General features: G+C 72.9%; 24 protein-coding genes. 9 read left to right on the top strand and 15 right to left on the bottom strand.

All coding sequences use genetic code 11. From position 1 onward, the window contains the following. Window position 1 precedes the first annotated feature (1 nt). Window positions 2-655, top strand: a complete 654-nt coding sequence (locus HHX35_RS37940; protein WP_259405771.1) for a helix-turn-helix domain-containing protein — start codon at window positions 2-4, stop codon at window positions 653-655. Window positions 656-658: 3 nt separating this feature from the next. On the opposite strand, the gene HHX35_RS37935 is transcribed toward HHX35_RS37940, so the two are convergent. Further along, window positions 659-1,378 carry a uridine kinase gene (locus tag HHX35_RS37935; RefSeq protein ID WP_182903419.1) on the bottom strand — a complete coding sequence of 240 codons (720 nt, stop codon included), beginning with the start codon at window positions 1,376-1,378 and terminating at the stop codon, window positions 659-661. 108 nt (window positions 1,379-1,486) lie between these two features. On the opposite strand from HHX35_RS37935, the gene HHX35_RS37930 reads away from it, so the two are divergent. From HHX35_RS37930 to HHX35_RS37905, 6 genes are all read left to right on the top strand, one after another. Continuing rightward, complete coding sequence (locus tag HHX35_RS37930) at window positions 1,487-2,653, top strand: homogentisate 1,2-dioxygenase (RefSeq protein WP_182903418.1); 1,167 nt, start codon at window positions 1,487-1,489, stop codon at window positions 2,651-2,653. Then, on the top strand, window positions 2,650-3,741 hold the full coding sequence (gene fahA, locus HHX35_RS37925) for a fumarylacetoacetase (RefSeq protein WP_182903452.1): 1,092 nt from the start codon (window positions 2,650-2,652) through the stop codon (window positions 3,739-3,741). The genes HHX35_RS37930 and fahA overlap by 4 nt, the downstream gene beginning before the upstream one ends. Before the next feature lie 38 nt (window positions 3,742-3,779). After that, window positions 3,780-4,961: an Ig-like domain-containing protein gene (locus HHX35_RS37920; RefSeq protein WP_310739577.1), complete on the top strand. Its 1,182-nt coding sequence runs from the start codon at window positions 3,780-3,782 to the stop codon at window positions 4,959-4,961. A gap of 46 nt (window positions 4,962-5,007) precedes the next feature. Then, entirely contained in the window at window positions 5,008-5,439 is a 432-nt protein-coding gene (locus tag HHX35_RS37915) for a VOC family protein (RefSeq protein WP_182903417.1), read from the top strand. 143 nt (window positions 5,440-5,582) lie between these two features. Next, window positions 5,583-6,014 (top strand): NfeD family protein, encoded by a 432-nt coding sequence (locus HHX35_RS37910; protein WP_182903416.1) that lies wholly within the window; start codon window positions 5,583-5,585, stop codon window positions 6,012-6,014. A gap of 3 nt (window positions 6,015-6,017) precedes the next feature. Further along, window positions 6,018-7,112, top strand: a complete 1,095-nt coding sequence (locus HHX35_RS37905) for an SPFH domain-containing protein (RefSeq protein WP_182903415.1) — start codon at window positions 6,018-6,020, stop codon at window positions 7,110-7,112. 7 nt (window positions 7,113-7,119) lie between these two features. Here HHX35_RS37905 and HHX35_RS37900 read toward each other — a convergent pair whose 3' ends face one another. The 10 genes from HHX35_RS37900 to HHX35_RS37855 all read right to left on the bottom strand — a co-directional run bounded on the left by HHX35_RS37900 (window position 7,120) and on the right by HHX35_RS37855 (window position 18,627). After that, the gene (locus HHX35_RS37900) at window positions 7,120-8,499 is read right to left on the bottom strand and encodes an FAD-dependent monooxygenase (protein WP_182903414.1); all 1,380 of its coding nucleotides are present in this window, start codon (window positions 8,497-8,499) and stop codon (window positions 7,120-7,122) included. Window positions 8,500-8,563: 64 nt separating this feature from the next. Then, on the bottom strand, window positions 8,564-10,150 hold the full coding sequence (locus tag HHX35_RS37895) for a YfjP family GTPase (RefSeq protein WP_182903413.1): 1,587 nt from the start codon (window positions 10,148-10,150) through the stop codon (window positions 8,564-8,566). Next, window positions 10,147-11,874, bottom strand: a complete 1,728-nt coding sequence (locus HHX35_RS37890; protein WP_182903412.1) for an ABC transporter — start codon at window positions 11,872-11,874, stop codon at window positions 10,147-10,149. The genes HHX35_RS37895 and HHX35_RS37890 overlap by 4 nt, the downstream gene beginning before the upstream one ends. Window positions 11,875-11,923: 49 nt before the next feature. Beyond that, complete coding sequence (locus HHX35_RS37885; protein WP_182903411.1) at window positions 11,924-12,442, bottom strand: hypothetical protein; 519 nt, start codon at window positions 12,440-12,442, stop codon at window positions 11,924-11,926. A 6-nt stretch (window positions 12,443-12,448) separates the two neighbouring features. Beyond that, window positions 12,449-14,080 (bottom strand): cell wall metabolism sensor histidine kinase WalK, encoded by a 1,632-nt coding sequence (locus HHX35_RS37880; protein ID WP_182903410.1) that lies wholly within the window; start codon window positions 14,078-14,080, stop codon window positions 12,449-12,451. Next, window positions 14,055-14,741, bottom strand: coding sequence for a response regulator transcription factor (locus tag HHX35_RS37875; RefSeq protein ID WP_396781638.1), 687 nt, complete (start codon window positions 14,739-14,741; stop codon window positions 14,055-14,057). Before HHX35_RS37875 ends, HHX35_RS37880 begins: the two co-directional genes overlap by 26 nt. Further along, complete coding sequence (locus HHX35_RS37870) at window positions 14,741-15,364, bottom strand: hypothetical protein (protein ID WP_182903409.1); 624 nt, start codon at window positions 15,362-15,364, stop codon at window positions 14,741-14,743. Before HHX35_RS37870 ends, HHX35_RS37875 begins: the two co-directional genes overlap by 1 nt. Window positions 15,365-15,407: 43 nt before the next feature. After that, window positions 15,408-16,694 (bottom strand): ABC transporter permease, encoded by a 1,287-nt coding sequence (locus HHX35_RS37865; protein ID WP_182903408.1) that lies wholly within the window; start codon window positions 16,692-16,694, stop codon window positions 15,408-15,410. Further along, window positions 16,691-17,476, bottom strand: a complete 786-nt coding sequence (locus HHX35_RS37860; RefSeq protein WP_220506346.1) for an ABC transporter ATP-binding protein — start codon at window positions 17,474-17,476, stop codon at window positions 16,691-16,693. Before HHX35_RS37860 ends, HHX35_RS37865 begins: the two co-directional genes overlap by 4 nt. Then, window positions 17,473-18,627, bottom strand: a complete 1,155-nt coding sequence (locus tag HHX35_RS37855) for a biotin/lipoyl-binding protein (protein ID WP_182903407.1) — start codon at window positions 18,625-18,627, stop codon at window positions 17,473-17,475. Before HHX35_RS37855 ends, HHX35_RS37860 begins: the two co-directional genes overlap by 4 nt. A 145-nt stretch (window positions 18,628-18,772) precedes the next feature. Here HHX35_RS37855 and HHX35_RS44920 point away from each other — a divergent pair, with 145 nt between their 5' ends. Continuing rightward, a complete protein-coding gene (locus HHX35_RS44920; RefSeq protein WP_182903406.1) occupies window positions 18,773-20,563 on the top strand; it encodes an efflux RND transporter periplasmic adaptor subunit in 1,791 nt (596 codons plus the stop codon). 91 nt (window positions 20,564-20,654) lie between these two features. Here HHX35_RS44920 and HHX35_RS44170 read toward each other — a convergent pair whose 3' ends face one another. Continuing rightward, window positions 20,655-20,789, bottom strand: a complete 135-nt coding sequence (locus HHX35_RS44170) for a hypothetical protein (protein ID WP_259405770.1) — start codon at window positions 20,787-20,789, stop codon at window positions 20,655-20,657. A 49-nt stretch (window positions 20,790-20,838) separates the two neighbouring features. On the opposite strand from HHX35_RS44170, the gene HHX35_RS37845 reads away from it, so the two are divergent. Further along, entirely contained in the window at window positions 20,839-21,069 is a 231-nt protein-coding gene (locus HHX35_RS37845) for a hypothetical protein (protein WP_182903405.1), read from the top strand. 113 nt (window positions 21,070-21,182) lie between these two features. Here HHX35_RS37845 and HHX35_RS37840 read toward each other — a convergent pair whose 3' ends face one another. From HHX35_RS37840 to lhgO, 3 genes are read right to left on the bottom strand one after another with little or no spacing between them, the layout of a single operon-like run. Next, window positions 21,183-22,577 (bottom strand): HAMP domain-containing sensor histidine kinase, encoded by a 1,395-nt coding sequence (locus tag HHX35_RS37840; protein WP_310739574.1) that lies wholly within the window; start codon window positions 22,575-22,577, stop codon window positions 21,183-21,185. A gap of 3 nt (window positions 22,578-22,580) precedes the next feature. Beyond that, complete coding sequence (locus tag HHX35_RS37835) at window positions 22,581-23,303, bottom strand: response regulator transcription factor (protein ID WP_182903404.1); 723 nt, start codon at window positions 23,301-23,303, stop codon at window positions 22,581-22,583. Window positions 23,304-23,321: 18 nt separating this feature from the next. Then, the gene (gene lhgO / locus HHX35_RS37830) at window positions 23,322-24,506 is read right to left on the bottom strand and encodes an L-2-hydroxyglutarate oxidase (RefSeq protein ID WP_182903403.1); all 1,185 of its coding nucleotides are present in this window, start codon (window positions 24,504-24,506) and stop codon (window positions 23,322-23,324) included. Window positions 24,507-24,576 lie beyond the last annotated feature (70 nt).

Below are 24,576 nucleotides of genomic sequence, written 5' to 3'. Positions count from 1 at the left end.
CATGATGGCGGCCGAATCGGCGCAGACGCTCGAACGGGGCTTACGGCTGTTGCGACTGCTCGCCGACGCGAACAGGGGCCGCACGCCGACCGAGCTCGCCCAGGAGCTGGGCCTGAGCCGGCCGATCGTCTACCGCCTCCTGACGACCCTGCAGGCCGAGGGTTTCGCCCGGCGGGACGCGCACGGCCGCGTGCATCTTGGCTTCGGGGTGCTGGTGCTGGCCCAGGCCGTGCACCCTCTGCTGCGGGCGGCGGCGCTGCCGGCGCTGCGCGCGCTCGCGGAGCAGGCCGGGGCGACCGCGCACCTGACCGTGGCCGAGGGCGACGAGGGCCTCGCGGTCGCGGTGGTCGAGCCGTCGTGGACCGACTTCCACGTCGCCTACCGTGAGGGCTCGCGCCACCCGCTGACGCGCGGCGCGGCCGGGCTGGCGCTGCTCGCGCTGCGCGAGGGCCGCACCGAGCCGCCGCTGCACACGAGCAGCGGACACCTCCAGGAGGGCGCGCAGGGCATCGCCGCGCCGATTCCGGGCCTGCCGTGGCTGGAGGCGTCCGTCGGCGTGGTCAGCTTCGCCGACCTCGACGGGGACAAGGTGGGCCCGCTGGTCCTGGAGGCCGCCTGCCGCCTCACGTCCGCCCTGTCCGAGCCCCCGCGCTGACGGTCACCACTTCAGCAGCCGGGGCTCCGCGAAGTCGGTGTTGTCCACGATCACGTCGGCCCGCCCCACGGGATCGGCCTCCGCGATGTAGAGGCGCTCGGCGGGCAGATAGCGGTGCAGGTGCAGCGCCTCGGCCTCGGACCCGGCCCAGTCCTGGTCGCGCTCGGCTCCGCGGCGCACCGAGGTCTCCGGGGACACCTCCATCCAGACGCGCAGGTCCCAGTACGCGTCGATCTCCGGGCGGAACGCGAAGACCCCGTCGACGATCGTGACCGCGCCGGGCGCGGCGGTCGCAAGCACCGACGAGTGGTCCACCTGGGTCAGCGGGTCGATGGAGCACAGCGCGACCTTCCCCGAACCGTCCGGCCCCGCCGGTTCGAGCAGCAGGGCGATCGCCGCGTCGTAGTCGTACGCGTTCCGGTAGTACCCCTCGCCCGACTCCCGGTCGTACAGGTGCCGGTCGCGCCACGGCCGCTTGAAGTCGTCGAGGCTCGCCCGCAGCACCGGGCGCCCGGCCCGGGCGAGGTGCTCGGCGAGCTCGTGGCCGAAGCTCGTCTTCCCGGCCGCCGTGAGCCCGTCGACGCCGAGGCGCAGGCGGCCCGGGCCGAGGGCCAGCACGCGCTCCGCGATCCGCCCGACCAGCGCCGTACGCGCGGGGGACGCGGGCGGGGGCGACGGCTGCCGCCAGGTCGAGACGGACAGGTGGATCTCCGCTGTGCTCATGGCCGACAGCTTGACATTCCCGCCGGCATGGCGAATCGTCGTACATATATAGGACACTGGCGTCCGATTAACGGACAAGAAGGCCAAAGGACGAGCAGAGGAGGCGTCATGCCGTACTACCGCGTGGTCGGTGAGGTGCCGCGCAAGCGCCACGTGCAGTTCCGCGCGCCCGACGGCGGGCTGTACAAGGAGGAGCTCATGGGAGAGGAGGGCTTCTCCTCCGACTCCTCGCTGCTCTACCACCGTCACGCGCCGACCGCCATCGTCAAGGCCGAGGCCGTGGACGCGGGCGCGCCCGGCCTCACGCCCAACCTGCCGCTGTCCCCACGCCATTTCCGCACCCAGGACCTGACGCCCGACGGCGACCTGGTCTCCGGGCGGATGCTGCTCGCGGGCAACTCCGACGTCCGCATCTCGTACGCCGCGACGCGGACGCCCAGCGAGCTGTACCGCGACTCGATGGGCGACGAGTGCGTCTACATCGCACGCGGCCGGGCCCGGTTCGAGTCGGCGTACGGCGCGCTCGACGTGGCCGAGGGCGACTACGTGGTGATCCCGACCGGGACGATCCACCGGTGGGTGCCCGAGGGCCCGGTGACCGCGCTGGTGATCGAGGCGGCCGGGCACATCAGGCCGCCGAAGCGCTACCTGTCCCAGTTCGGCCAGTTCCTGGAGCACGCGCCGTACTGCGAGCGCGACCTGCGCGCGCCGGGCGAGCCGCTGCTCGTGGACGGCGAGGAGGTCCAGGTCCTGGTCAGGACGCGGGGCGGGCTGACCAGGCTGACCTACGCCCACCACCCCTTCGACGTGGTGGGCTGGGACGGCTGCCTCTACCCGTACGCGTTCAACATCCAGGACTTCGAGCCGATCGTGAAGCGCACCCACGCGCCGCCGCCGGTCCACCAGACCTTCGAGGGGCCGGGCTTTGTCGTCTGCTCGTTCTGTCCCCGGCCGCTGGACTTCCACCCGGAGGCCGTGCCGATCCCGTACAACCACCACAACGTGGACTCCGACGAGTTCATGTTCTACGTGGGCGGCGACTACACGGCCAGGAAGGGGTCGGGCATCGACGTCGGCTCGATCTCGCTCCACCCGGCCGGCTTCACGCACGGCCCGCAGCCGGGCGCGGTGGAGGCCGCCGTCGAGGCCGTGCGCCAGGGGCACACCGAGACGACCGAGATGGCCGTCATGATCGACACGTTCCGCCCGCTCGACCTCGGCCAGGCAGCCCTCGCCTGCGAGGACACCGGCTACGCGTGGACGTGGGCGAGATGAGCTTCGGGCTCGACAACCTGCCGTACGGCGTGTTCTCCCGGCCCGGCGAGCCCCGCAGGGTCGGCGTCCGGGTCGGGGACCAGGTCCTCGACCTGGCGGCCGCCCTCGGCGGGGACGTCTACGCGGCGCCCAGCCTCAACCCGCTGCTGGCCCTGGGCCGTGCGGCCTGGCAGGAGACGCGGGCGCGGGCACGCGAGGCGGCGGCCACGGGCGACCACCTGATCCCGCTGGCGGAGGTGACCCTGCACCTGCCGGTCGAGGTGGCCGACTACGTGGACTTCTACGCCTCGATCGAGCACGCGTCGAACCTCGGGCGGATGTTCCGGCCGGACGACGAGCCGCTGAAGCAGAACTGGCGGCACCTGCCCGTCGGCTACCACGGGCGGGCGGGCACCGTCGTCGTCTCGGGGACGCCGATCAGGCGGCCGTGCGGGCAGCGGCCGTCGTTCGGCCCCTCGCAGAGGCTCGACATCGAGGCGGAGGTCGGCTTCGTCGTCGGGGTGCCGACGCGGCTCGGCGAGCGCGCGGGCGCGTTCGAGGACCACGTCTTCGGGGTGACGCTCGTCAACGACTGGAGCGCCCGAGACATCCAGGCGTGGGAGTACGTCCCGCTCGGGCCGTTCCTGGGCAAGTCGTTCGCCACCTCGATGTCCGCGTGGATCACGCCGCTCGACGCCCTGGAGGAGGCCAGGGTCGAGGGCCGGTCGCAGGAACCGGAGCCGCTCGCCTACCTTCGCAGACAGGCGCCCTGGGGGCTCGACCTCACCCTGCACGTCGAACTGAACGGCGAGACGGTCTCGACGCCGTCGTTCCGCGACATGTACTGGACGCCCGACCAGATGCTCGCCCACATGACCGTGAACGGCGCCCGCCTGCGCACCGGCGACCTGTTCGCGAGCGGCACGGTCTCGTCCCCCGGGCAGCCCGGCTCGCTCATCGAGCTGACCTGGAACGGCACATATCCGGTCAAACTGCCCGGCGAGACCCGGACGTTCCTGGAGGACGGCGACACCGTCACGATCACGGCGTGGACCTCGCACGGGATCAGCCTCGGAGAGGTCTCGGGAAGGATCCTTCCGGCGACTTAGCGTGTTCCTATCGTCACCCCTCGCTATCTTGGGTGCCCGTGAAGCCACGCACCCTGCCTCCCGCCGCCCGCGCCCTGCTCGCGGCGCTGCTCGCGGCCTGTCCCGCGCTTGTCGCGGGCTGTGCCGTACGTGTGCCGCCCGCGCCGCGCATCACGATCAGCCCGGCATCCGGCGCCGTGGCTGTCGCGCCGGATGCCGGGCTGGTCGTCAGGGCGGAGGGCGGCACGCTGACCAGCGTGCTGGCGTTCGCGGGGCGCGACCCGGTGCCCGGCGCCTTCGACCCGGCCCGCACCGTGTGGCGGTCGTCGTGGACGCTGCGTCCCGGCACGCAATATGTCGTCGACGCCGTCGCGACCGGGCCCCAGAGTGTCACCGCCCAGGTCGCGGGCCGGTTCCGCACGCTCACCCCGCGCCGTGAGGTCGCCGTCGCCTCGATCGTCCCGTATGACGGAGAGACCGTCGGGATCGGCATGCCGATCATCGTGACGTTCACCAGACCGGTCGAGGACCGCGCGGCCGTCGAGCGGGCGCTGGTGGTCCGGGGCCCGGCCGAGGGCGCCTGGCACTGGGCGAGCTCCACCCAGGTCGTCTACCGGCCCCGGAAGTGGTGGCCGGCCGGCGGCGAGGTGCGCTTCACCGCCCATCTCGCCGGCGTCCGCGCCGCCCCCGGCACGTACGGCTCCGCCGACCGGAGCGTGGCCTTCACCGTGGGGCGGGCCATGGTCAGCACGGTCGACACCCGCGCCCATCAGATGGTGGTGCGGCAGGACGGCAGGGTGACCCAGCGCCTGCCGATCAGCGCCGGCATGGCGACCACCAGGGAGTACACGACCACGAGCGGGATCCACCTGACGATGGACAAGGGCAACCCCGTCCGCATGGTCTCGCCGGGCCGCCGCAAGGGCGACCCCGGCTACTACGACAAGCTCATCGACTACGCCGTGCGGATCTCCAACAGCGGCGAGTACGTCCACGCGCTGGACAACGTGTGGGCGCAGGGCCGGGCCAACGTCAGCCACGGCTGCGTGAACGTCCGCCCCGACCAGGCGCGGTGGTTCTACGACCACGCGCTGCGCGGCGATCCCGTCATCGTCACGGGCACCACACGCCACCTGGAGTGGAACAACGGCTGGGGCTACTGGCAGCTCTCCTGGCCCCGATGGCTCGCCGGCAGCGCCCTCCGGCACGACGCGGCCGAGCCCCCTTCCGCCGTCTCTTGACAGAGGTGGCCGCGTCCAAGTCAGCGTCCTGCATTACGGTCGAGTCATGGCAGTAGCAATCGATTTGACCCTTTACTGCGACAACGCGCGGCTCCTCGCCGAGTTCTGGAAGACGGCGCTCGGCTACGTCGACGAGATCCCGGCAGCCCGGTACGCGACCAGTGAGGAGTCGTCCGCGCGGTTCGACCTGCCCGCCGGCGGCGCCGAGGACGACGGCGCCTGCCTCTGCGACCCCGAGGGGGTCGGCCCCCGGCTCTCCATCCTCCGGGTCCCCGAGCGGAAGACGGCGGAAAACCGGCTCCACATCGACGTCCGCGTGCCGGGAGACGGCACGGCCGCCGACCGGTGGGAGCGGATCAGGGCGGAGGCCGCCCGGCTGGTGCGCGCCGGCGGCACGATCCTGGAGGCGTTCGACGACCACATCCTGATGGCCGACCCGGAGGGCAACGAGTTCCGCGTCACCGCGTCCCCCGCATGAAACCCCGCATGAAACCCCGCATGAAACCCTGTGTGCAATCCGGCGTGATACCCGGCTCCCTGGGAGACCGCGGCCGTACGCGTTAGGTTTGAGGAGGAGGAACCCGACCCGAGCGGTGTTCGTTCATTGCTATGGAGGCGGCAATGGACCCCTGGATCGTATGGCTCATCCTGGCGGCGGTGCTGGGTGCCGCGGAGATCTTCACGCTGACCGCGGCATTGGGCCTGCTGTCGGTCGCGGCCCTGCTCACGACCGTCGTCGCGGCCGTCGGGCTGCCGCCCGCGATCCAGCTCGCCGTGTTCGTCATCGCCTCCACCGCCGGCCTCGCCGGAGTGCGCCCGATCGCGCTCCGGCACATCAAGCAGCCGCCGCCGAAGCGCTTCGGGGTGTCCGCGCTCGTCGGCAAGTCCGCGTACGTGACCAAGGAGGTCACCGGCAGGGACGGCCGGGTGCGGATCGGCGGCGAGGAGTGGTCGGCCCGTGCCTACGACGAGACGCTCGTGATCCCGCCGGGGGCCACGGTCGACGTCATAGAGATCGAGGGCGCCACCGCCCTCGTGTACCCCCGGGAGTGAGCAATGGACGCAGCAGTGATCGCCGGAATCGTCATCGCGTTCTTCGCGATCCTGACGGTGCTGCGGGCGGTGCGGATCGTGCCCCAGGCCAGAGCCGGCAACGTCGAGCGCCTGGGCAGGTACTACCGCACGCTGGGCCCCGGCCTGAACTTCGTCATCCCCTTCATCGACCGGGTCCGCCCGCTGCTGGACCTGCGCGAGCAGGTGGTGTCGTTCAAGCCGCAGCCGGTCATCACCGAGGACAACCTCGTCGTGGACATCGACACGGTGCTGTATTTCCAGGTCACCGATCCCCGGGCGGCGGAGTACGAGATCGCCAACTTCATCCAGGGCGTCGAGCAGCTCACGGTGACGACGCTGCGCAACGTGGTCGGCGGCATGGACCTGGAGAAGACGCTCACCTCGCGTGACATGATCAACAGTCAGCTGCGCGGCGTGCTGGACGAGGCCACCGGCAAGTGGGGCATCCGCGTCAACCGGGTCGAGATCAAGGCGATCGACCCGCCGAAGACCATCAAGGACGCGATGGAGAAGCAGATGCGCGCCGAGCGGGACAAGCGCGCGGCGATCCTCACGGCCGAGGGCCAGCGGCAGTCGCAGATCCTCACGGCTGAAGGTGAGAAGCAGAGCGCGATCCTGCGCGCCGAGGGCGAGCGCACCTCGCAGATCCTCAAGGCCCAGGGCCAGTCGCAGGCGATCGACGAGGTCTTCCAGGCCGTGCACCGCAACGACCCCGACCCCAAGCTGCTCGCCTACCAGTACCTCCAGGTGCTGCCCCAGCTCGCCCAGGGCCAGGGCAACACGATGTGGGTGATCCCGAGCGAGGTCACCTCGGCGCTCAACACGCTGTCCAAGGCGTTCACCGAGTCGCTGCCCGCGAGCCGGGCCACCGTGACGGACGGCAGGGAGCACGAGCGGAGGACGGCGGGCAGCGAGGCCGTCGCGGAGGCCGAGCGCGCCGCCGCCGAGGCCAGGGCGGCGGCCGAGGACAGCGAGCTGGGACCGCGCCAGATCGAGGCCGGCCGGCCCGGCCTCGGCGCGGACGGCGTCCCCAACCCCGACCCGGCCCACGCCGTGCGCCCGGACGAGCGGCCGTAGCCCGGCGTCAGACCATGGCCAGGTAGGCGGCGAGCTCGTCGGCCGAGGACGTGGAGATCCCCACGTATCCGTCCGGCCGGACGAGGGTGTGCCGCTCGCCGCCGTACGGCCCGGCCGGCGCGTACGCGCGCACCTCGGGACCGCCGGGGACGCGCGGAGCGAGGCCGGGGGACAGCAGGGTGAAGTGCGGGCCCCGCAGCAGGTCGAACATGCGGGCCCGCGTCCCGTCCGCCAGCGGGAGCGGGCCGTCCGGCACCCGGTCGCCGCCGCGCCGGGCGAGCGAGCCGCCCCGGTAGCTCAGCGAGAGCTGGTAGGTCTCCTCTCCGCGTTTGTAGGACTTCCTGTCGGCGAGATCCACGCTGAGGCCGAGCACCCGGGCGGCGACGGGCCTGCGCTCCTCCTCGTAGGTGTCCAGCAGCGCCTCCGGCGCCCCCGCGAGCACCCGGGCGAGCTTCCAGCCCAGGTTGTAGGCGTCCTGGACGCCGGTGTTGAGCCCCTGCCCGCCCGTCGGCGGGTGCACGTGGACGGCGTCCCCGGCCAGGAAGACCCGGCCGGACCGGTAGCGGTCGGCGAGGCGGATGTTCACCCGATAGAGGGAGGACCACAGCAGCTCGGTCAGGCGCACCCGGCGCAGCATGGACCTCTCGGCGAAGATCCGCTGATATCCGGACAACGTCTGCTCCGGCGTGACCCCCGGCTTCAGCGAGGCGAGCATCTGGAAGGTGTCGGTGCCGGCCATCGGGTAGAGCGCCACCATCCCCCTGCCCGGCCGCACCCAGACGTGGATGTGGTCCCGGTCGAGCCCCTCGACCCGTACGTCGCCGAGGGCCATCCGCTCGTCCTCGCGGGTCTCGCCGGTGAAGCCGATGCCGAGGGCCTTGCGCACCGGGCTCCTCCCGCCGTCCGCCGCCACCAGGTAACGCGCCCGCAGGCTCTCTCCCGTGCCGAGCCTGGCGGTCACCCCGTCCGCGTCCTGCTCGAAGCCGGTCAGCGCGCTGCTCTGCTCCACCTTCCCGCCCAGCCCGGCCAGGCGCTCGCGCAGCACCGCCTCGGTGCGCCACTGCGGGTGCATCAGCACCGTCGGGTACGGCACCGCGTCCGTGGCCGCGGCGGGCCTGTGCATGCGGGCCTGCCAGATCGGCACGGCGCCCATCCTGACCCGCAACGGCGGGTAGGGCGTCGCCGCCGCCAGGATCGGGCCGATCACCCCGAGGTCGTCGAAGACCTCCTGCGTACGCGGTTGCAGGCCCTTGCCCTTGGAGCCGGCCGCGGGCTCGGGCGCCTCGTCGACGATGCGGAAGGCGACGCCCCGGCGGGCCAGGTCCACGGCGAGGGTGAGCCCGGTCGGACCGGCTCCGACGATCAGTACGTCCGTGTTCTCATGCATGTCCCGACCGTGACAGGCGGCTCTGCCAAACCCCTGTCAGGCGCCTGCCACCCGATGTCGCGGGTCAGGACGCGGCGACGGCCACGCGGTCGGCGAAACGGGTGTAACGCGACAGCTCGTCGCGTGTCGGGGCGATGATCAGCTCTCCGGCGACCTGTTCGATGCCGGCGCGCAACGCCTTGGCGGCTCTGCGGGCCCTGCGCCGCCCTCCGGCCCAGGCGAACACCCGGCACAGTGCGGCGATCAGCACCCCGGCCAGCGCGCCGCCCAGCAGGAGCACGGTCGGCCACGGCGCCCGGCCGACCGTGGGGGTGGGAAGTCCGGGCAGCATGAGGTAGTCCAGCGCGAAGCGCACGAGCAGCCAGATCGCGCCCGCGGCCATCGCGGCGACGGTCAGCCACTGCGCGGTCCCCGCCACGCGCCACCACCGAGGGGCGCTGGAGACGCGGCCCGAGGTCGCCGCGGCGACCGTGCGGTCCAGGGCGTCCTTCAGCTCCTCCGACCGCGACCGCGCCGCGTGCCGTACGGCCGTCGCCCACGGCTCGGGCACCGAGGCCGAGGCGGCGGCACCGACGTCGCGCAGGGCGGTGTCCACGGCCGAGACCTCCACGACGGTGGCCGCGGGCAGCGAGGAACGGGCGCCCTTGGCCAGGTGGAGACGGCGCAGCGGATCGGGCCGCAGCCTGCGCAGCCAGCGCGTCACCGGCCAGCCCGTCGCGGCGATCGAGCGGTGCCGGTGCGACTTCGCGACGGCCTCGACCGCGGCAGGAACCCCCGCCGCCTGTGCCAGCGCCCGCGTCAGAGCCCTGTTCACGGCGACCTCCGGCACCGCCGCCTGTCCCGGCGCGGGCGGGGTGTCCGCCCAGAGCGCGGAGGCGGCCGAGGCCACGTCGGCGGCGAGCCGGGACGACCAGGCGCGGCGGAGGGAGACCTGACGGTCGAGCAGCGCCCGCAGTTCGGGGACGCCCTCGCCGGTGCGGGCGGAGACCCCGAGCACCGGAACCCCTTCGAGCCCGTCGGCCGCCAACAGGCCGCGCAGGTCGTCGAGACAACGCTTGACGGACCGCTCAGGCAGCCGGTCCACCTGGTTGAGCACGACGACCATGACGTCCCGGTGCCGGGCGAGCGGGCGCAGGTAGCGCTCGTGCACGGCCGCGTCGGCGTACTTCTGCGGGTCGAGCACCCAGACCAGCAGGTCGACAGCGGCGACCAGGCGGTCGACCTCCCTGCGGTGGGACAGCTCGATGGAGTCGTGGTCGGGCAGGTCCAGCAGGATCAGCCCGGACGCGTCGCCCTCGACCTTGTGCCGCAACGGGACGTCGAGCCAGTCGAGCAGCGCTCCCGAGCCGTCCGGGCCCCACAGGGCCGCCTGCGCCTTGGCGGTCGTCGGCCGGGTCACCCCCACGGTCGCCAGCTCGGTCCCGGACAGGGCGTTGAACAGCGACGACTTGCCGCTTCCCGTCGCCCCGGCGAGGGCGACCGCGGTGTGCTCCAGCGACAGGCCGCGCCGCGCGCCGGCCCGGGCGACCACACCCCGGGAGTGGTCCACGGCCTCTTGACCGAGCCGGCCCTCCGCCAGGTCGGCGGCCTCCGCGAGCGCCTCCAGGCGGTCGTCCAGCGACACCTCCGCCTTCCTGCGCGGGAGCTTCAAAGGACGCCCCTCTCCTGTACGGCCTTGGCGGCCTCCCGCAGCCGGGTCGCCGTCTCCGGAGCCGGGCCCAGCCCCTCCACCAGAGAGGTGAAGCGGGTGCGTTCCTCGTCGAGCAGCGCGCGGACGCGCCGCCGCAGGTCCTCACGCGCCTCCTGGGTCAGGGTGCGTACGGCCTGGTCGCCGAAGACGGCTTCGAGCAGCTTCTGGCTGAGCACGCCGGTGCCGCCGGCGATGCCCAGCTCGATGCCGGTGATCCCGCCGGTCGTGGAGAACACCGCCAGCATGATCAGCACGCCGAGGCTGTTCACGCCGAACGACGCCGCCCGGGCGAGCGTGCGCCGGTCGGCGCCCTCTGAGCGGACGAGGTCGAGCACGTGACCCTGCCAGTCGCGTACGGCCACGCCGGCCCGGGCGGGAAGATCGGCGGACGCGCGGCCGAGCCGCCCGGAGACGGCGACGCCGGACTTCTCCAGCAGGTCGCGCCCGGCGGGCAGGGCCAGCCACGCCTCTACGGCCCGCTCCGCGGCGGCGTCGGCGGTGGCGCGGATCAGCGACTCCACCCCGCTCTCCAGCGCGACCCGCAGCTCCCTGTCGGGCGCCGGGCGGCCGCGGAAGGCGGCGGCGAGGCGGTCGCGCAGCCAGCCGATGCGGGACTCCAGGGCCCGCATGAGGTCGCCGGTGCCGACGAAGTCCTGCCATCGGGCCAGCACCTCGCCGCGCAGCAGCCTGCCGTCGCGCATCCCCTCGTCGAACGCCGACATCGCCACGTCGTACGCCCTGCCCGCGATGTCGCGCAGCTCGGCGATCCCCGCCCGCTGGCGCTCCACCCGGTCGGCCAGGTCGGGCACCCGGGTGCCGAGGCTGTCCAGGGCGCCCGACAAGGTCCGCCGTACGACCTGGGCCCGCGCCTTGGCGTTCACGGACAGGTCGGCGAGCCAGGTCGCGATCGGCTGCACGACGTGGCCGGGCAGCCGGGCGCGCTCCGACGGCAGTTCCAGTTCGGGGACGGCGAACAGCGGTGTGCCGCCCAGGCCGTTCTCCCCCAGGAGCCGGGTCAGGTCGGCGGCCACGGGTTCGCGTGCCTCGGCCGGGACCCGCTGGAGGATCACCGCGAGTGCCGTGCTCCGCTCCCGGGCCAGGCGCAGGAAGCTCCACGGCACCTCGTCGGCATACCGCGCGGCGGTCGTGACGAACAGCCACAGGTCGGCCGCGGCGAGCAGCTGCGCGGCCAGCTCGCGGTTGGCCGTGACGACCGAGTCGATGTCGGGGGCGTCGAGCAGCGCCAGCCCGGGGGGCAGGGCGTCCACGGGAGCGATCCGCAGGGTGCCGGGCTCGCCGCGTCCCCCGCCGGCCGGCCCGCCCGTCACCCTCGCGAGCCCGGGCAGGACCGTCGTGGAGGTGAACCACGCGGCGTCGGCGGGGTTGCACACCAGAGTCGGCGCGAGCGTGGTGGGCCGCAGCACCCCGGGCTCGGTCACGAGCATGCCGGCCAGCGAGTTGACCAGGGTGGACTTGCCCGCCCCGGTGGAACCGCCGACCACGGCGAGCAGCGGCGCGTCGATGGCCGACAGGCGGGGCAGCAGGTAGTCGTCGAGCTGCCCGAGCAGCTCCCTCAGGACGCGCCGGTCCGCCGCGGCGTCCCCGATCTCCAGGGGGAACAGGTCCTGATCGAGGTGACGCCGCAGGCTCTCCAGGGCGGCCCGCAGCCTGTCGTTCCCCGCCATAATTCTGACCTTCCCTGTGGAAGGCCGCCGAATCAGCCGCCCCGGTCTGTCAGGCGGTGGGAGTGGGCGCGGGCAGCAGCACCTTGCACTTGTCGTACGCCTTGCCCACCTTGGGGTCCGTCGTGGCGAGATCGCGCACACGCCCGTCCGCGGGCAGCTCGGCGCCGTTGTCCTTCATGCAGGTGCGGAACGCCTGCATGGCCTGCGGATCGGCACCCCGCCGGCCGCCGAACCCGCCCCGGCCGCCTTGCGGCATCAGGGCGCGGCACGCCTCGAACGCCTTGCTCATGGCGGGGTCCATCGACCGGAACCCGCCGAAGCCTCCACTGGGTCTGGCGGTCGGTCTACCGGTGGGCCTGCCGCCGGGCATCCCGGACGGACGCCCGGTCGGCAGCGTGACGCCGTTCTTGCGCAGGCACTCGGTGAACGCCGCCCGGGGGTCGGCGCTCGAGCCACCGCCGGCGGCGGCCTGCGGGGTGGTCGTGGCGGCGGTGTCGTCACCGCCGCCGCAGCCGGTCACCGTGACCGCCAGGGCCGCCGCGGCGACCGCGATGGGCAGGTATCGCAAGGGGGATCACCCTAGCCTTTCGTCGGGAGCCTCTTGTCGAGGGGCCTCTTGCCGAGGGGGCTCTTGCCGAGGGGCCTCTTGTCGAGGAGGGCACGCGGGGAGTCGGACGCGGAACACCGCGCCGCGGCCGGGCTCGCTGTCGGCCGTGATGGTGCCGCCGTGGGCCTGGACGAGAGCGGCGGCGATGGACAGCCCGAGCCCCGTGCCGCCGGAGTCCGACCGGCTGCGTGAGGGATCGGCGCGGTAGAACCTCTCGAAGACGCGCTCGGCGTCGCCGGGGGCCAGGCCGGGCCCGTCGTCGGCCACCTCGATCAGGGCCTGCGATCCGGACACGATCCCCACGCCGACGCGGAACGCGGTGCCCGCGGGGGTGTGCCGCAGGGCGTTGCTGACGAGGTTGCCGACGACCTGGCGCAGCCGCGCCTCGTCGCCGAGCACCCGCACCGGCTCGTCCGAGTCGTCCAGCCGCAGCAGGTCGATCTCCCGGTCGGGCGCGAGGGTCTGCGCGTCGAGCACCGCCCCGGCCGCGAGGCTGAGCACGTCGACCGGGCGGCGATCGAGGGGGCGCTGCTGGTCCAACCGGGCGAGCAGCAGCAGGTCGTCCACCAGCAGGCCCATCCGCACGGCCTGGTCCTCGATGCGGCGCAGCAGCAGGACGGGGTCCTGCGAACTCTGCTGCCGGTACAGCTCGGCGAAGCCGCGGATCGAGGTGAGCGGGGTGCGCAGCTCGTGGGAGGCGTCGGCCATGAACCGGCGCATCCGCTCCTGCGACGCCTCCCGTTCCCGGAACGCCGACTCGATCTGCGTGAGCATGCCGTTGATGGACCGGCCGAGACGGCCCATCTCCGTGCGCCGGTGCCGGAGCGGGACGCGCCGCGACAGGTCTCCGGCCGCGATAGCCTCCGCCGTCCGTTCGATCTCCCCCAGCGGGCGCAGGCTGCGCCGTACGAGCCAGTAGCAGGCGATCCCGAGCGCGACGAGCACCGCGAGGCCGACCCCCAGGACGATCACCACCAGCCGGGAGACCGTGCCGTCGATGTCGGCCAGGCTGATGGCCGCGACGCGGAAGCGGGTGCCGTCCTCCTCGCGTACGGCGATCACCCGCCACAGCGCTCCCGAGGGGCCCTCGACCGTGAACAGCCACTGCCCGCGGTCCTGCCTGGGCCTGGGCAGCGCGGGCAGCGGATCGGCGTTCGGCGGCTCCTGGACGGTGCGGACGACGCCGCCGTTCCGGTCGAGCAGGACGATGTAGAACGAGCCGAACTGCCGCGGCGGCCGGGACACGTTGCCCGAGGACTGGAACGGAGGCGGCGGTTCCGCCGGGCGCCGGCCGACGGCCGTCAGTTGTGCGTCGACCCGGTCCACCAGATAGCCCCGCAGGAGCTGTACGGCGAAGCCGCCGGTCAGCGCGATCGCGAGCGCCACGAGCAGCAGCGTCCCCGCCACGAGCCGCAGCCAGAGCGGGGTCCTCGCGGCCCGTCGCCGCAGCTCGCGGACGCCCAGCAGGCGCAGCGCACCGAGCGCACGCGACAGCCGGGGCCACCGGCGGGTGCGGGTGGGCTCACCGGCCTTCGCACCGGCGTCGCGGGCCGGCCCGCCCGCGTGGAGCAGGTCACCGACGCGGCGCACGGAGGACATAGCCCACGCCGCGGAGCGTGTGGATCAGCTTCGGCTCGGCAGTGTCGATCTTGCGCCGGAGATAGGAGACGTACGACTCGACCACGTTGTGGTCGCCGCCGAAGTCGTAGTGCCAGACGTGGTCGAGGATCTGCGCCTTCGACACCACCCGGCCCTGGTTGACCATGAAGTAGTGCAGCAGCTTGAACTCGGTGGGCGACAGCCGTACGGGGACGCCGTCCCGCCAGACCTGGCGGGAGTCCTCGTCGAGCTCCAGGTCGGCGACGTGCAGCCGGGCGGGGACGGCGTCGCCGCCGCGCGTGCGCCGCAGCACGGCCCGGATGCGTGCGAGCACCTCCTCGAGGCTGAACGGCTTGGTGACGTAGTCGTCGCCCCAGCCGAGCCCGGCGATCTTGTCCTCGTTCGCGTCCCTGGCGGTGAGGAACAGCACAGGGACCCGCCGCCCGGAGGCATGGAGCCGGTTGGAGACGGCGAAGCCGTCCAGATCCGGCAGCATGACGTCGAGCACGATCAGATCGGGACGCACCTTGCCGGCGATCTGGACCGCCTCGCGGCCGGAGGACGCGGTGATCACCTCGAACCCGGCATACCGAAGGCTCGCCGACAGCAACTCCCTGATGTCGGGCTCGTCGTCGACGACCAGCAGACGGCCTTCCGCGATCACGATCCCGCCCTCCGGCCCATGGCCGAGCCCTCGGTGACGGATGTCGCCGCCACCTGGCCCTGGGCGTCGGCGGTCCCCGCGACGGTGACGAAGCTGCCCGGCTTGAGGTCGGAGACCTTCCCCGACCGGGTGACCTGCACCTTGGTGTCGCCCGACGTCGTCACCGTGACCACACCGCCGTTCACGGTCTGGACGTAGAGCTTGTCGCCGTCGACCAGCTTGACCGTGCCGAAGGTCATGCCGCCGGCCCCTGCTCCTGCCCCCGCGCCCGCTCCTCCTCTTCCCGCACCGCCGCCCGCGAAGCCGCCGCCCCCGCCCGCGCCTCGGGCGTACCCGCCGCCGAGCCCGCCGCCCGGTCCGCCACCCCCTGGGGCCTGACCGGCGCCGGCGTACGCACCGGCACCGGCCGCGCGGGACGGGAACCGGCCCGGCGCGGAGCCGCCCAGGAGCTTCTGCACCTGGATGCCGAGGAGCAGCCCGGCCACGAGCAGGACGCCTCCGGCCAGGGCGAGCGTCAGCCTCGACCCGCCCGCCCGAGCGGGACGCGCCGCCAGCACCTCCTGGAGGTCGTCGTCGAACGGCGAGGTCTCCAGAAGCTCCTCTGTGTCGTGCCTGCTCACATCCATCTCCCTTCGATGGGGTCCGCCTCGATGGGTCCGGCCGTCATTCGAAGCGGAGGGCTTCGATCGGCCGCAGCCCGGCGGCGCGGTTGGCGGGGTAGCTGCCGAAGAACAGGCCGATCGCGACCGAGACGCCGAGCGCCAGCGCGATCGACGTGGGGACGATCACCGGCCGCACGCCCGCGATCGTGAACTGGGCGCCGATCACGGCGATCAGCACGCCCAGCAGGCCGCCGACGAGGCTGAGCATCGTCGCCTCGGCGAGGAACTGGCCGAGGATCGCGCCCTTGGGCGCGCCGATCGCCTTGCGGATGCCGATCTCCCTGGTCCGCTCGGTGACCGTGACGAGCATGATGTTGGTGATGCCGATGCCGCCGACGAGCAGGCTGATCGCGGCCACCGCGCCGAGCAGGACCGTGAACGTCCCGGTCGCCGCGCTGACCGTCTCCTGCAGGGTCGCCTGGTTGAGGATGCGATAGTCGGCGCTCGCCGAGCCGGTGATGCCGTGCCGCTGGTTGAGCACCTCGGTGACCTCGGTCTGCGCGGCGTCCACCGCCTCGGCGCTCTTGGCCTGGACGAGGATCTGCCCCAGCGGCCCGAAACCGGTCAGGCTCTGCTGCACGGCGGGCAGCGGGGCGATGGCCACGTCGTCGGCGTCCTGGAACCCGGACGAGCCGGCCTCCTTGAGCACCCCCACGACGGTGAACGGCACGCCCGACACGGTGATCTGCTTGCCGAGGGGATCGACCGTACCGAACAGGTTCTCGGCCACCGTCTGCCCGATCACCACGACCTTGCGTGCGGCGAGCACGTCGTCGTTGTAGAAGTAGGCGCCCTTGACCACCGGCTTGTTGGACGCCTCGAAGTAGCTCGGGTAGGTGCCCACGAGCTGGCTGATCGAGTGGCTCGCCCCTTCGTACGTCGCGGTCTGGGACTGGGCCGTCACGACCGGCGAGACGCTCTTGACCGAGGGGACGTTCGCCGGGTCGGCCAGCGCCCGCGCGTCGTCGACGGTCAGGTCCTTGGCCTGGATGCGCGGCCCGCTGTTCTGCCGCCCGGCCTGACCACCGCCTCCCCCACCGCCGAAAACGCGGGCGAAGCCGCCGCCGGGGCCGCCCCCGCCGCCCGAGGTGGACGGCGTGACGGTCAGCGAGTTGGCGCCGAGCCGCTGGATGTTCTGCTGGATCTGCTGGGAGGATCCCTCGCCGATCGCGACCAGCAGGATCACCGCGGCGACGCCGATCAGGATGCCGAGCATGGTGAGCGCGCTGCGCATCTTGTTGGCGGCCAGGCCGCGCAGGGCGAAACGCAGGACCTCCGCGGCGTTCACGAGGCCACCTCCGCGAGCCGCGGGGGCAGCCCGCCGACCGGCGTGGTGCGCACGTCCTCCACGATCTGGCCGTCCATGAGGCGGACGACCCGTTTGGCGTGCGCGGCGACCTCCTCCTCGTGCGTGATGACGACCAGGGTCCGGCCGCTCGCGCTGAGGCGGTCGAAGATGTTCATGACGTCCTCGCTGGACTTGCTGTCGAGAGCGCCCGTGGGCTCGTCGGCCAGCAGCAGGGTCGGCGCGGTGACGAGCGCGCGGGCCACCGCCACCCGCTGCTGCTGGCCGCCGGACAGCTCGTTGGGCTGGTGGTGGACGCGGTCGGCGAGCCCGACCCGGTCGAGCGCGGCCAGCGCCCTGCGGCGCCGCTCCGCGGCCTTGACCCCGCCGTACGCCAGGGGAAGCTCGACGTTGGCGAGCGCGCTCATCCTGGGAATGAGGTTGAAGGACTGGAAGACGAAGCCGAGCTTGCGGTTGCGGACGACCGCGAGCCGCCGTTCGTCGAGCCCGCCCACGTCGGTGCCGTCGAGGCGGTAGGTCCCCCCGGACGGAACGTCGAGGCAGCCGATGATGTTCATCAGGGTGGACTTGCCGGAGCCGGAGGCACCCATGATCGCCACGTAGTCGCCGCGCTCCACCCTGAGCGACACGCCGCGCAGCGCGCGCACCGTGGTCTCGCCCTCGCCGTACACCTTGGTGACGTGGCCCAAATCGAGCACAGGAGGGTCGAGCACAGGAGGGTCGAGCACAGGAGGGCCGAGCACAGGCGGCGGGCCGGCCCTCATCGGTTGCCTCCGCCGCCACCGCCACCGCCGCCGAAGCCGCGGCCGAACCCGCCTCCGCCGCCGGGGAACTGGATGCCGCCGCCTCCGCCGGTCGTCGATGCCTGCGGCCGCACCACCTGGTCGCCCTCCTGGAGTCCCGACTTGATCTCGGTGGTGGTGTCGCCCTTCAGGCCGACCTCCACCCGCTTCACGACCTGCCCGCCGTTCTCCAGCACCGTCACCGTGGTCTGGCCGCCCGCCGTGGTGACCGCCGAGGACGCCACCGTGAGCACGTCGTCGGCCTTGCCCACGGTCACCTGGACCGTGGCCGTCTGGCCGAGCCGTACGGTGGACGGCACGTCGGTCAGCGAGATCGTGACGGCGTACTGGACGACGTTGTTGTTCGTCTGCGGCTGCGGATCGACCACCGTCACCTTGCCGGCGGCGGTGACCCCGGTGAGTGCGTCGAAGGACACGGTCGCCGCCTGGCCGACCTTGATCCTGCTGACGTCGGCCTCGGTGAAGTTCCCCACGATCCGCAGGTGGGCGGGGTCCGCGATCTCGATGAAGCCGCTGGACCCGCCGGTGCCGCTCGACCCCGCGGATCCGCTCTGCGACTGCGCCTGTCCGCCCTGGGAGGACCCGCCGGATCCTCCGGACGCACCCGAGGAGCCGCCCACGGCTCCGTTGACCGCCGTGACGACCCCGGCGAAGGGCGCCTTGATCACCGTGCCGGCCAGCGCCCTCTTGGCCGACCGGTAGGCGTTCCTCGCACTGATGTACTGCGAGTAGCCCGAGGCGGTCGAGGTGTCGGCCTCCTCGGCGGCGTCCAGGCTCGCCCGAGCCGCCTCCAGGCTCTCCCTGGCGGCCGTGTCGTCGATACGCGCGAGCACCTGTCCCTTCTTGACCTTGTCACCGCTCTCGACCAGGACGGACTCGACGGTGCCGTTCGCAGCGAAATCGAGGGCGCGCGTCCTGGCGCTCTCGACGGAACCGGAGGCCGATACCGAGGCGAGCACGGTCCCGCGGGTCACCCGGGTCGTCAGCGGCGCGGCGCCGTCTCCGGAGGAGTCGCCTCCCACGGACGCCCAGGCCGCCGCGATCCCGCCGAGCAGCAGTACCACCAGGACACCGTTGATGATCAGCGTCCTGCGCTTCGTCGACAGCTTCACGACGTCGAACCATGGCAAACCCCGCTTCGGGCAACCTAGGCCGATGCTGAGGATTTGCTGACAGTCCGTATCAGGACGCGCATCCACAGACAACTCTCAGGTACGGCCAAGCCACCGGTCACGTGGCGTCAGCAGGATGTCCGCCATGAGATCGAGCACTCCACTCAGCGTCGGAGGGCTCGCGCTGGCGGGGATCGTCATCGCGAGCATCGCCGTGGTCTCCGCCACTGGCGGCGACACCTCCGTGGCCGACCGGATAGCGCTCGCCTCGGTCAAGCGGGGCGCGGTCGCGTCGTACGTCTCGGCCGCGGGCAACACGATCGACACCGGCGTGCGCGATCTCGCATTCGGAGCGGAGGGCACGGTCGAGAAGGTCTACGTCAAGGTGGGCCAGAAGGTCCGCCGCGGCGAGGTCCTCGCCCGGATCGACGACACCATCGCCAGGGAGAACTACGAGGCCGCCAAGGCCGCCCTCGCCGCCGCCCAGGAGACCCTCGACGACGTCGAGAACGGCACCGCCACCACGAGCGGAGCCGCCGCGCCGAGTGCGGGTGGCTCCGGGGCCGGGGCGTCCACCGGCGCGACCGGCGCGGGAGGCGCGGGCGGGGCCAGGACCCCCGGCGGCGGAACGGGCGCCGGAGCGGGGTCGGGAAACGCGGGTGGCACCGGTGGCGGAGCCGGAGCGGGGAACACGGGCGGCACCGGCAGCGGTGGCCCGGTCTCCTGTCCGGCCCCCTCCCCCCGGCCTTCCGGGCAGGCGTCCACGCGCCCCTCATCGCAGCCCTCGTCACGGCCTTCCGCCCGGCCTTCGAGCCGGCCTGCCGCCGCCGGGGCGAACAAGGGCGCGAGCGCGGCGAGCATCAGCCTCGTGCCGTACCGGGGTGGTGACCACGGAGGCTCCAAGCCCGAGCCCGGTCCGGCGCCCACGGTCACGCCACGCCCGCATCCGCACCCGAAACCGTCCAGGCCGCACCACCCGGCCCCCACGGACGGCGCGACCGCGCCGAACCCGGAGGTGAGCGTCTCGATCCTGCCCACGGCGCCGTCGCCGCAGCCGTCCGTCAAGCCGAGCCCCTCCCCCGGCGGTTCCTCCTCCGCCTGCGCACCCGGGCAGGGCGGCCAGGGACAGAGCTCGCAGGGACGGAACTCGCAGGGACAGAGCGGGCAAGGGCAAGGCGGGCAAGGGCAGAGCGGGCAAGGGCAGGGCGGCGCGCAGGGACGTGCGGGCTTCGGCGGCGGCCAGGCAGGACAGAGCGGACAGGGCGGCCAGGGGGGCGGTGCCCGGCTCACCGAGGCACAGGCCGAGGCGCAGGTCAGCCAGGCGACGACCGAACTGGCCGAGGCCAAGGAGGCGCTCGCCTGCGTGAGGATCAAGGCTCCGGCGGACGGCACGATCCTGTCCGTCGCGGGGACCACCGGCTCCCGCTACTCCTCGGGGACCTTCATCACCCTCGGCGACCTCGACGACCTGCAGGTGCAGGCGATGTTCACCGAGTCGGACATCCGCTTCCTCAAGGCCGGTCAGGCGGCCACCGTGACGCTGCCCACGCAACCGGGGCAGGAGTACCCGGGAACGGTCGCCCACATCGACCCGACCGCGACCACCAGCAACCGCCTGGTCCGTTACGGCGTGACGATCGTCCTGAACAGCCGCCCCGCCCGGCTACTGCTGGGCCAGAGCGCCACCATACGGGTGACGACCGGCGAGGCGGCCGACGCGCTCTACGTCCCCTCGCAGGCCGTACGCGCCCAGGGTGACGGCACGGCCGTGGTCACCGTGGCCGACGGCGGGACGCAGTCGCGCCGTACGGTCAAGGTCGGAGTACGCGGCGACAGCTACGTGGAGATCACGGGCGGTCTCTCCGAAGGCGACCAGGTCGTCCTGCCCGCCGCCTCCACCGCCTTCCCCGACGAAGGCTTCCCCGCCGCCCGCTGACCCGCCGACAGACCACACGCCGTCCAGCAGGCTCGTGCTCCCCCGCCGTCCGGACACCGCCCGGTCGGCGGAGCCTGTTACAGCCGCCATGTCACCCGGCGCCCGGGTCCGTCTCCTTCGTCTCTTCCAGTTCATAGGCGAGACGTGCGGCCTCGTAGGCTTCGACCGCGCCGGGCTCGCCCATCCGGCGATCTCGGAGCTCCCGCCAGCTCTCCTGCTCGCCCACACCACCCCTCATACGTGCTTCGTGGACGGTGAGAACGTACAGTGCCTGAATGACCACTGATCGCGATTTTGAGGAGCGGCTGCGGACCGACCAGGTCCGCGATCTGCACGCGGTCGTACCTCGATTGGTTGAGACCAACGAAAATCCGGACAGGTCAGACACGGAGCAAGAGGGCCGACGACGACGGTTGTCGTTCACCGGCGCGCTGAAGTCGGGAGTCGGCGATCTGGCGGAACGCCATGAAGAGGTGCTCCGCAAGGGGTTGAATCGCGCGATGTGACGATTCGACGCCGTCGACCGTGATGAGCCGTGAGCCCTTCCTGGGAATCGCCACGAACACCTCCCGCCCTCAACCTCCGCCCTTGGAGGCGCGTGAGTCAACGGCATCAGCGGTCAGGTGCGGGCTTCGGGGGCGAGGGGGAGCGTGACGCGGAAGGCGGCGCCGGCGCCGGGGGCCGTCTCCACACCGACCTCGCCGCCGTGGGCCCGGACGAGGGACTCCACGATCGCGAGCCCGAGGCCGCTGCCGCCGGACGGCCGCGTACGGGAGGGGTCGGCGCGGTAGAAGCGCTCGAAGACCCGGCCGGCCTGCTCAGGTGTGAGGCCGGGCCCCTTGTCGGCCACCTCGACGAACGCCGTGCCGTCCAGGCTGCCGGCGCGTACGGTGATCGGCGTTCCCTCGGGCGTGTGGGTCGTGGCGTTGCTCATCAGGTTGCCCACGACCTGCCTCAGCCGCACCTCGTCCCCCGAGACGATCAGCGCAGCGTCCCCCTCGACCACCAGCGACACCTCGCGGCCGGGACAGAGGGTCCTCGCGTCGTGGACCGCGTCGGCCGCCAGGGCCAGCAGATCCACGGGCTGCGTGCGCAGCGGGCGCTGCTGGTCGAGCCGGGCGAGCAGCAGGAGGTCGTCCACGAGCAGGCCCATGCGGGCGGCCTCGCTCTCGATGCGCGACATCAGCCGCGTGGTGTCGGCGTCCGGCACCTGCCGGTGGAACTCGGCGAAGCCCCTGATCGAGGTGAGCGGCGTACGCAGTTCGTGCGAGGCGTCGGCCACGAAGCGGCGCATGCGCGCCTCCGACTCCCTGGCCGCGGACTCGGAGGCCGCCCGGGCCTGGAACGCGGCCTCGATCTGGGCGAGCATGCCGTTCAGCGCGCGGGCGAGCCGCCCGACCTCGGTGCGCGGGTCGCGGTCGGGGATCCGGCTGCCGAGGTTCCCCCGGGCGATGGCCTCGGCGGTCGCCTCGATCTCCGCCAGAGGCCGCAGGCTGCGCCGTACGATCACGACGCCGACGACGGCGAGCAGGACCATCAGGGCACCGCCGACCAGCGCCTCGATGAGGGCGAGCCGGCCGGTGATCTGCCCGACCGAGGCCATGTCCACCGCGACGACGACCGTGCCGAAGCCCTCCACGGGCACCACCTGGGCCCGCCACTGGCCGTCGCCCGACACGGCCGACACCGTTATGGGGTTACGGGAGGTCACGGCGCCGGGGCCCGGCAGAGTCTCCGCACCCATGCCCGCCTGCGCGAGCAGCGTCCTGCCGGCGGCGTCGCGGATCTCCACCCGGCCCTCGGGCGGCAGCCTGAGCCGTGCGAACGCCGCCGGACCCCGGTCGAGCCGTCTTTCGGCCTCGTGCGCCAGCAAGGCGACCTTCCGGTCGACCCGGCTGACCAGGTAGTCGCGCAGCACCGAGACGCTGCCCACGCCGATGACCGCGAGGGCGACCGCCACCAGCGCGAGCATGGCCGCGCTGAGCCGGATCCGCAGCGGCGTGCGCCCCGACACGGCTCAGGCGCCGCTGGGTGGCGTCCGCATGACGTAGCCGACGCCGCGCAGCGTGTGGATGAGCCGGGGGTGGCGCCGGGATTGGGCGGTGTCGAGCTTGCGGCGCAGCACCGAAACGTACGATTCGACGATCCCGGCGTCACCGCGGAAGTCGTAGTCCCACACGTGGTCGAGGATCTGGGCCTTGGACAGCACCCGGCCGGCGTTGCACATGAAGTAACGCAGCAGCTTGAACTCCGTCGGCGACAGGGGCACGGCCCGGCCGCCGCGCCAGACCTCGTGGGACTCCTCGTCCAGTTCGATGTCGGCGAAGGTCAGCCGCGGCGGGGTGACCATCGGGTCTCCGGCGGTGCGGCGCAGCACCGCCCGGATCCGGGCGATGACCTCCTCGAGGCTGAAGGGCTTGGTCACATAGTCGTCGCCGCCGAGCGTCAGGCCCCGGATCTTGTCCTCGGTGGCGTCCCGCGCGGTGAGGAAGACCACAGGGGTGTGGGTTCCGCCGCCGCGCAGCCGACGCACGATGTCGAACCCGTCCATGTCGGGCAGCATGACGTCGAGCACGATCAGGTCCGGCCGGTGCCGCTGAGCCGCGACGACCGCCTCGCCGCCGTTGGACGCGGTGTGGACCTCGAATCCGGCATACCGGAGGCTGGCCGCGAGCAGTTCGAGGATGTTCGGCTCGTCCTCGACGATCAGCAGCCGGGCTTCGGGAGATTCAGCGACCATGGCGGGAGAACTCTAGACCTAGAAAGTTAAGGGAGCCGTTAAAGCGATGTGCCGTGCGATCGCCAGGCTGCTCGTCGCCGCAGGTGAGGGCGCGTTTCGCACCAGCACGATCCGCCCGCGCACGTCGATGACGAAGTCGTCGAGCAGCCTGCCGTCCCGCGCCACGGCCTGGGCCCGCACGCCGCCTCCGGCGCGTACGAGGTCGGCCGAGGCCAGCTCGGGCACGTACCTCCGGGCGGCGGCCACGAAGGCCCGCTTGACCAGCGAGCCGTACACCTCGCGCAGGCCGGTGCGCCAGTGCTCGGCCGCCATGCGCCGGGCGCCCGGCCAGGCGACGATCCGCCGCAGGTCGCGCAGGGACGCCGACCGCCAGGAGTAGCCCTCCAGGGCGAGCGCAGGCACGGCGTTGGGCCCGACCAGGACCTCTCCGTCGATCCTGCGGGTCAGGTGGACGCCGAGGAAGGGGTAGCGGGGGTCGGGCACGGGATAGATGAGCCCCTTCACCAGGCCGCGTGCCGGGCCGGCGAGCCGGTAGTACTCGCCACGGAACGGGACGATCCGCACGTCGCCGCCCGCTCTCGCCAGGTCCGCCACGCCGTCGGTGCCGAGGCCGGCGCAGGAGATCAGCCGGTCGAAGGTGAGCCTCTCCGGCCCGGCCGCCACCGCCACGCCGTCGGTGGTCTGCCTGATCGCGCGTACGGGGCGCGAGAGCCGTACGGACCCGCCGGCCTCGGCCACGTCGGCGGCGAGGCGGCGCGCGACCGCGGAGAAGTCGGTGATCGCGGTGTGCGGCGAGTGGACGGCGGCGACCCCGACCGCGTGCGGTTCCACCTCCCGCAGGCCGATCGCGTCGAGCTCGGCGACGCCGGGCACGCCGTTCTCCCTGGCCCGCTCGGCGATGCGGCGCAGCCCGGGCAGTTCGGCCCGGGTGGAGGCCACGACGAGCTTGCCCGCCTCGTCGTACGGCAGGCCGTGCTCGGCGCAGTACTCGCGCAGCATGGCGGCGCCCTCCCGGCAGAGGGTCGCCTTGAGCGAGCCGGGCTGGTAGTAGATCCCGGCGTGCACGACCCCGCTGTTGTGTCCGGTCTGGTGGGCGGCGATCCGGGGCTCCTTCTCCAGCACGGTCACCTCGGCGCCCGCCCGCGCCATCTGCCGGGCCACGGCCAGACCGAGGATCCCGGCGCCGACGATCCCGATCCTCATGTCCGTGCGGTTGTCGACAGCATGCCGGACATTGTCGCAGCCGGAGCCGCTCCACGGTGATCGAACCTGT

It is taken from the genome of Microbispora sp. H10830 (genome assembly GCF_014161375.1).
GTDB lineage: Bacteria > Actinomycetota > Actinomycetes > Streptosporangiales > Streptosporangiaceae > Microbispora > Microbispora catharanthi.
The sequence above is the reverse complement of the archived record's forward strand: the minus strand, read 5'-3'. Positions and strand labels throughout refer to the sequence as shown.

What these genes read in the sequence shown, in the direction of transcription:
- HHX35_RS37935 (WP_182903419.1), bottom strand. Translation starts at nt 1,378, where the DNA reads ATGAGCACAGCGGAGATCCACCTGTCCGTCTCGACCTGGCGGCAGCCG.
- HHX35_RS37880 (WP_182903410.1), bottom strand. Translation starts at nt 14,080, where the DNA reads ATGTCCTCCGTGCGCCGCGTCGGTGACCTGCTCCACGCGGGCGGGCCG.
- HHX35_RS37890 (WP_182903412.1), bottom strand. Translation starts at nt 11,874, where the DNA reads ATGGCGGGGAACGACAGGCTGCGGGCCGCCCTGGAGAGCCTGCGGCGT.
- HHX35_RS37915 (WP_182903417.1), top strand. Translation starts at nt 5,008, where the DNA reads ATGGCAGTAGCAATCGATTTGACCCTTTACTGCGACAACGCGCGGCTC.
- lhgO (WP_182903403.1), bottom strand. Translation starts at nt 24,506, where the DNA reads ATGAGGATCGGGATCGTCGGCGCCGGGATCCTCGGTCTGGCCGTGGCC.
- HHX35_RS37845 (WP_182903405.1), top strand. Translation starts at nt 20,839, where the DNA reads ATGACCACTGATCGCGATTTTGAGGAGCGGCTGCGGACCGACCAGGTC.
- HHX35_RS37900 (WP_182903414.1), bottom strand. Translation starts at nt 8,499, where the DNA reads ATGCATGAGAACACGGACGTACTGATCGTCGGAGCCGGTCCGACCGGG.
- HHX35_RS37835 (WP_182903404.1), bottom strand. Translation starts at nt 23,303, where the DNA reads ATGGTCGCTGAATCTCCCGAAGCCCGGCTGCTGATCGTCGAGGACGAG.
- HHX35_RS37905 (WP_182903415.1), top strand. Translation starts at nt 6,018, where the DNA reads ATGGACGCAGCAGTGATCGCCGGAATCGTCATCGCGTTCTTCGCGATC.
- HHX35_RS37940 (WP_259405771.1), top strand. Translation starts at nt 2, where the DNA reads ATGATGGCGGCCGAATCGGCGCAGACGCTCGAACGGGGCTTACGGCTG.
- HHX35_RS44920 (WP_182903406.1), top strand. Translation starts at nt 18,773, where the DNA reads ATGAGATCGAGCACTCCACTCAGCGTCGGAGGGCTCGCGCTGGCGGGG.
- HHX35_RS37910 (WP_182903416.1), top strand. Translation starts at nt 5,583, where the DNA reads ATGGACCCCTGGATCGTATGGCTCATCCTGGCGGCGGTGCTGGGTGCC.
- HHX35_RS37860 (WP_220506346.1), bottom strand. Translation starts at nt 17,476, where the DNA reads ATGAGGGCCGGCCCGCCGCCTGTGCTCGGCCCTCCTGTGCTCGACCCT.
- fahA (WP_182903452.1), top strand. Translation starts at nt 2,650, where the DNA reads ATGAGCTTCGGGCTCGACAACCTGCCGTACGGCGTGTTCTCCCGGCCC.
- HHX35_RS37930 (WP_182903418.1), top strand. Translation starts at nt 1,487, where the DNA reads ATGCCGTACTACCGCGTGGTCGGTGAGGTGCCGCGCAAGCGCCACGTG.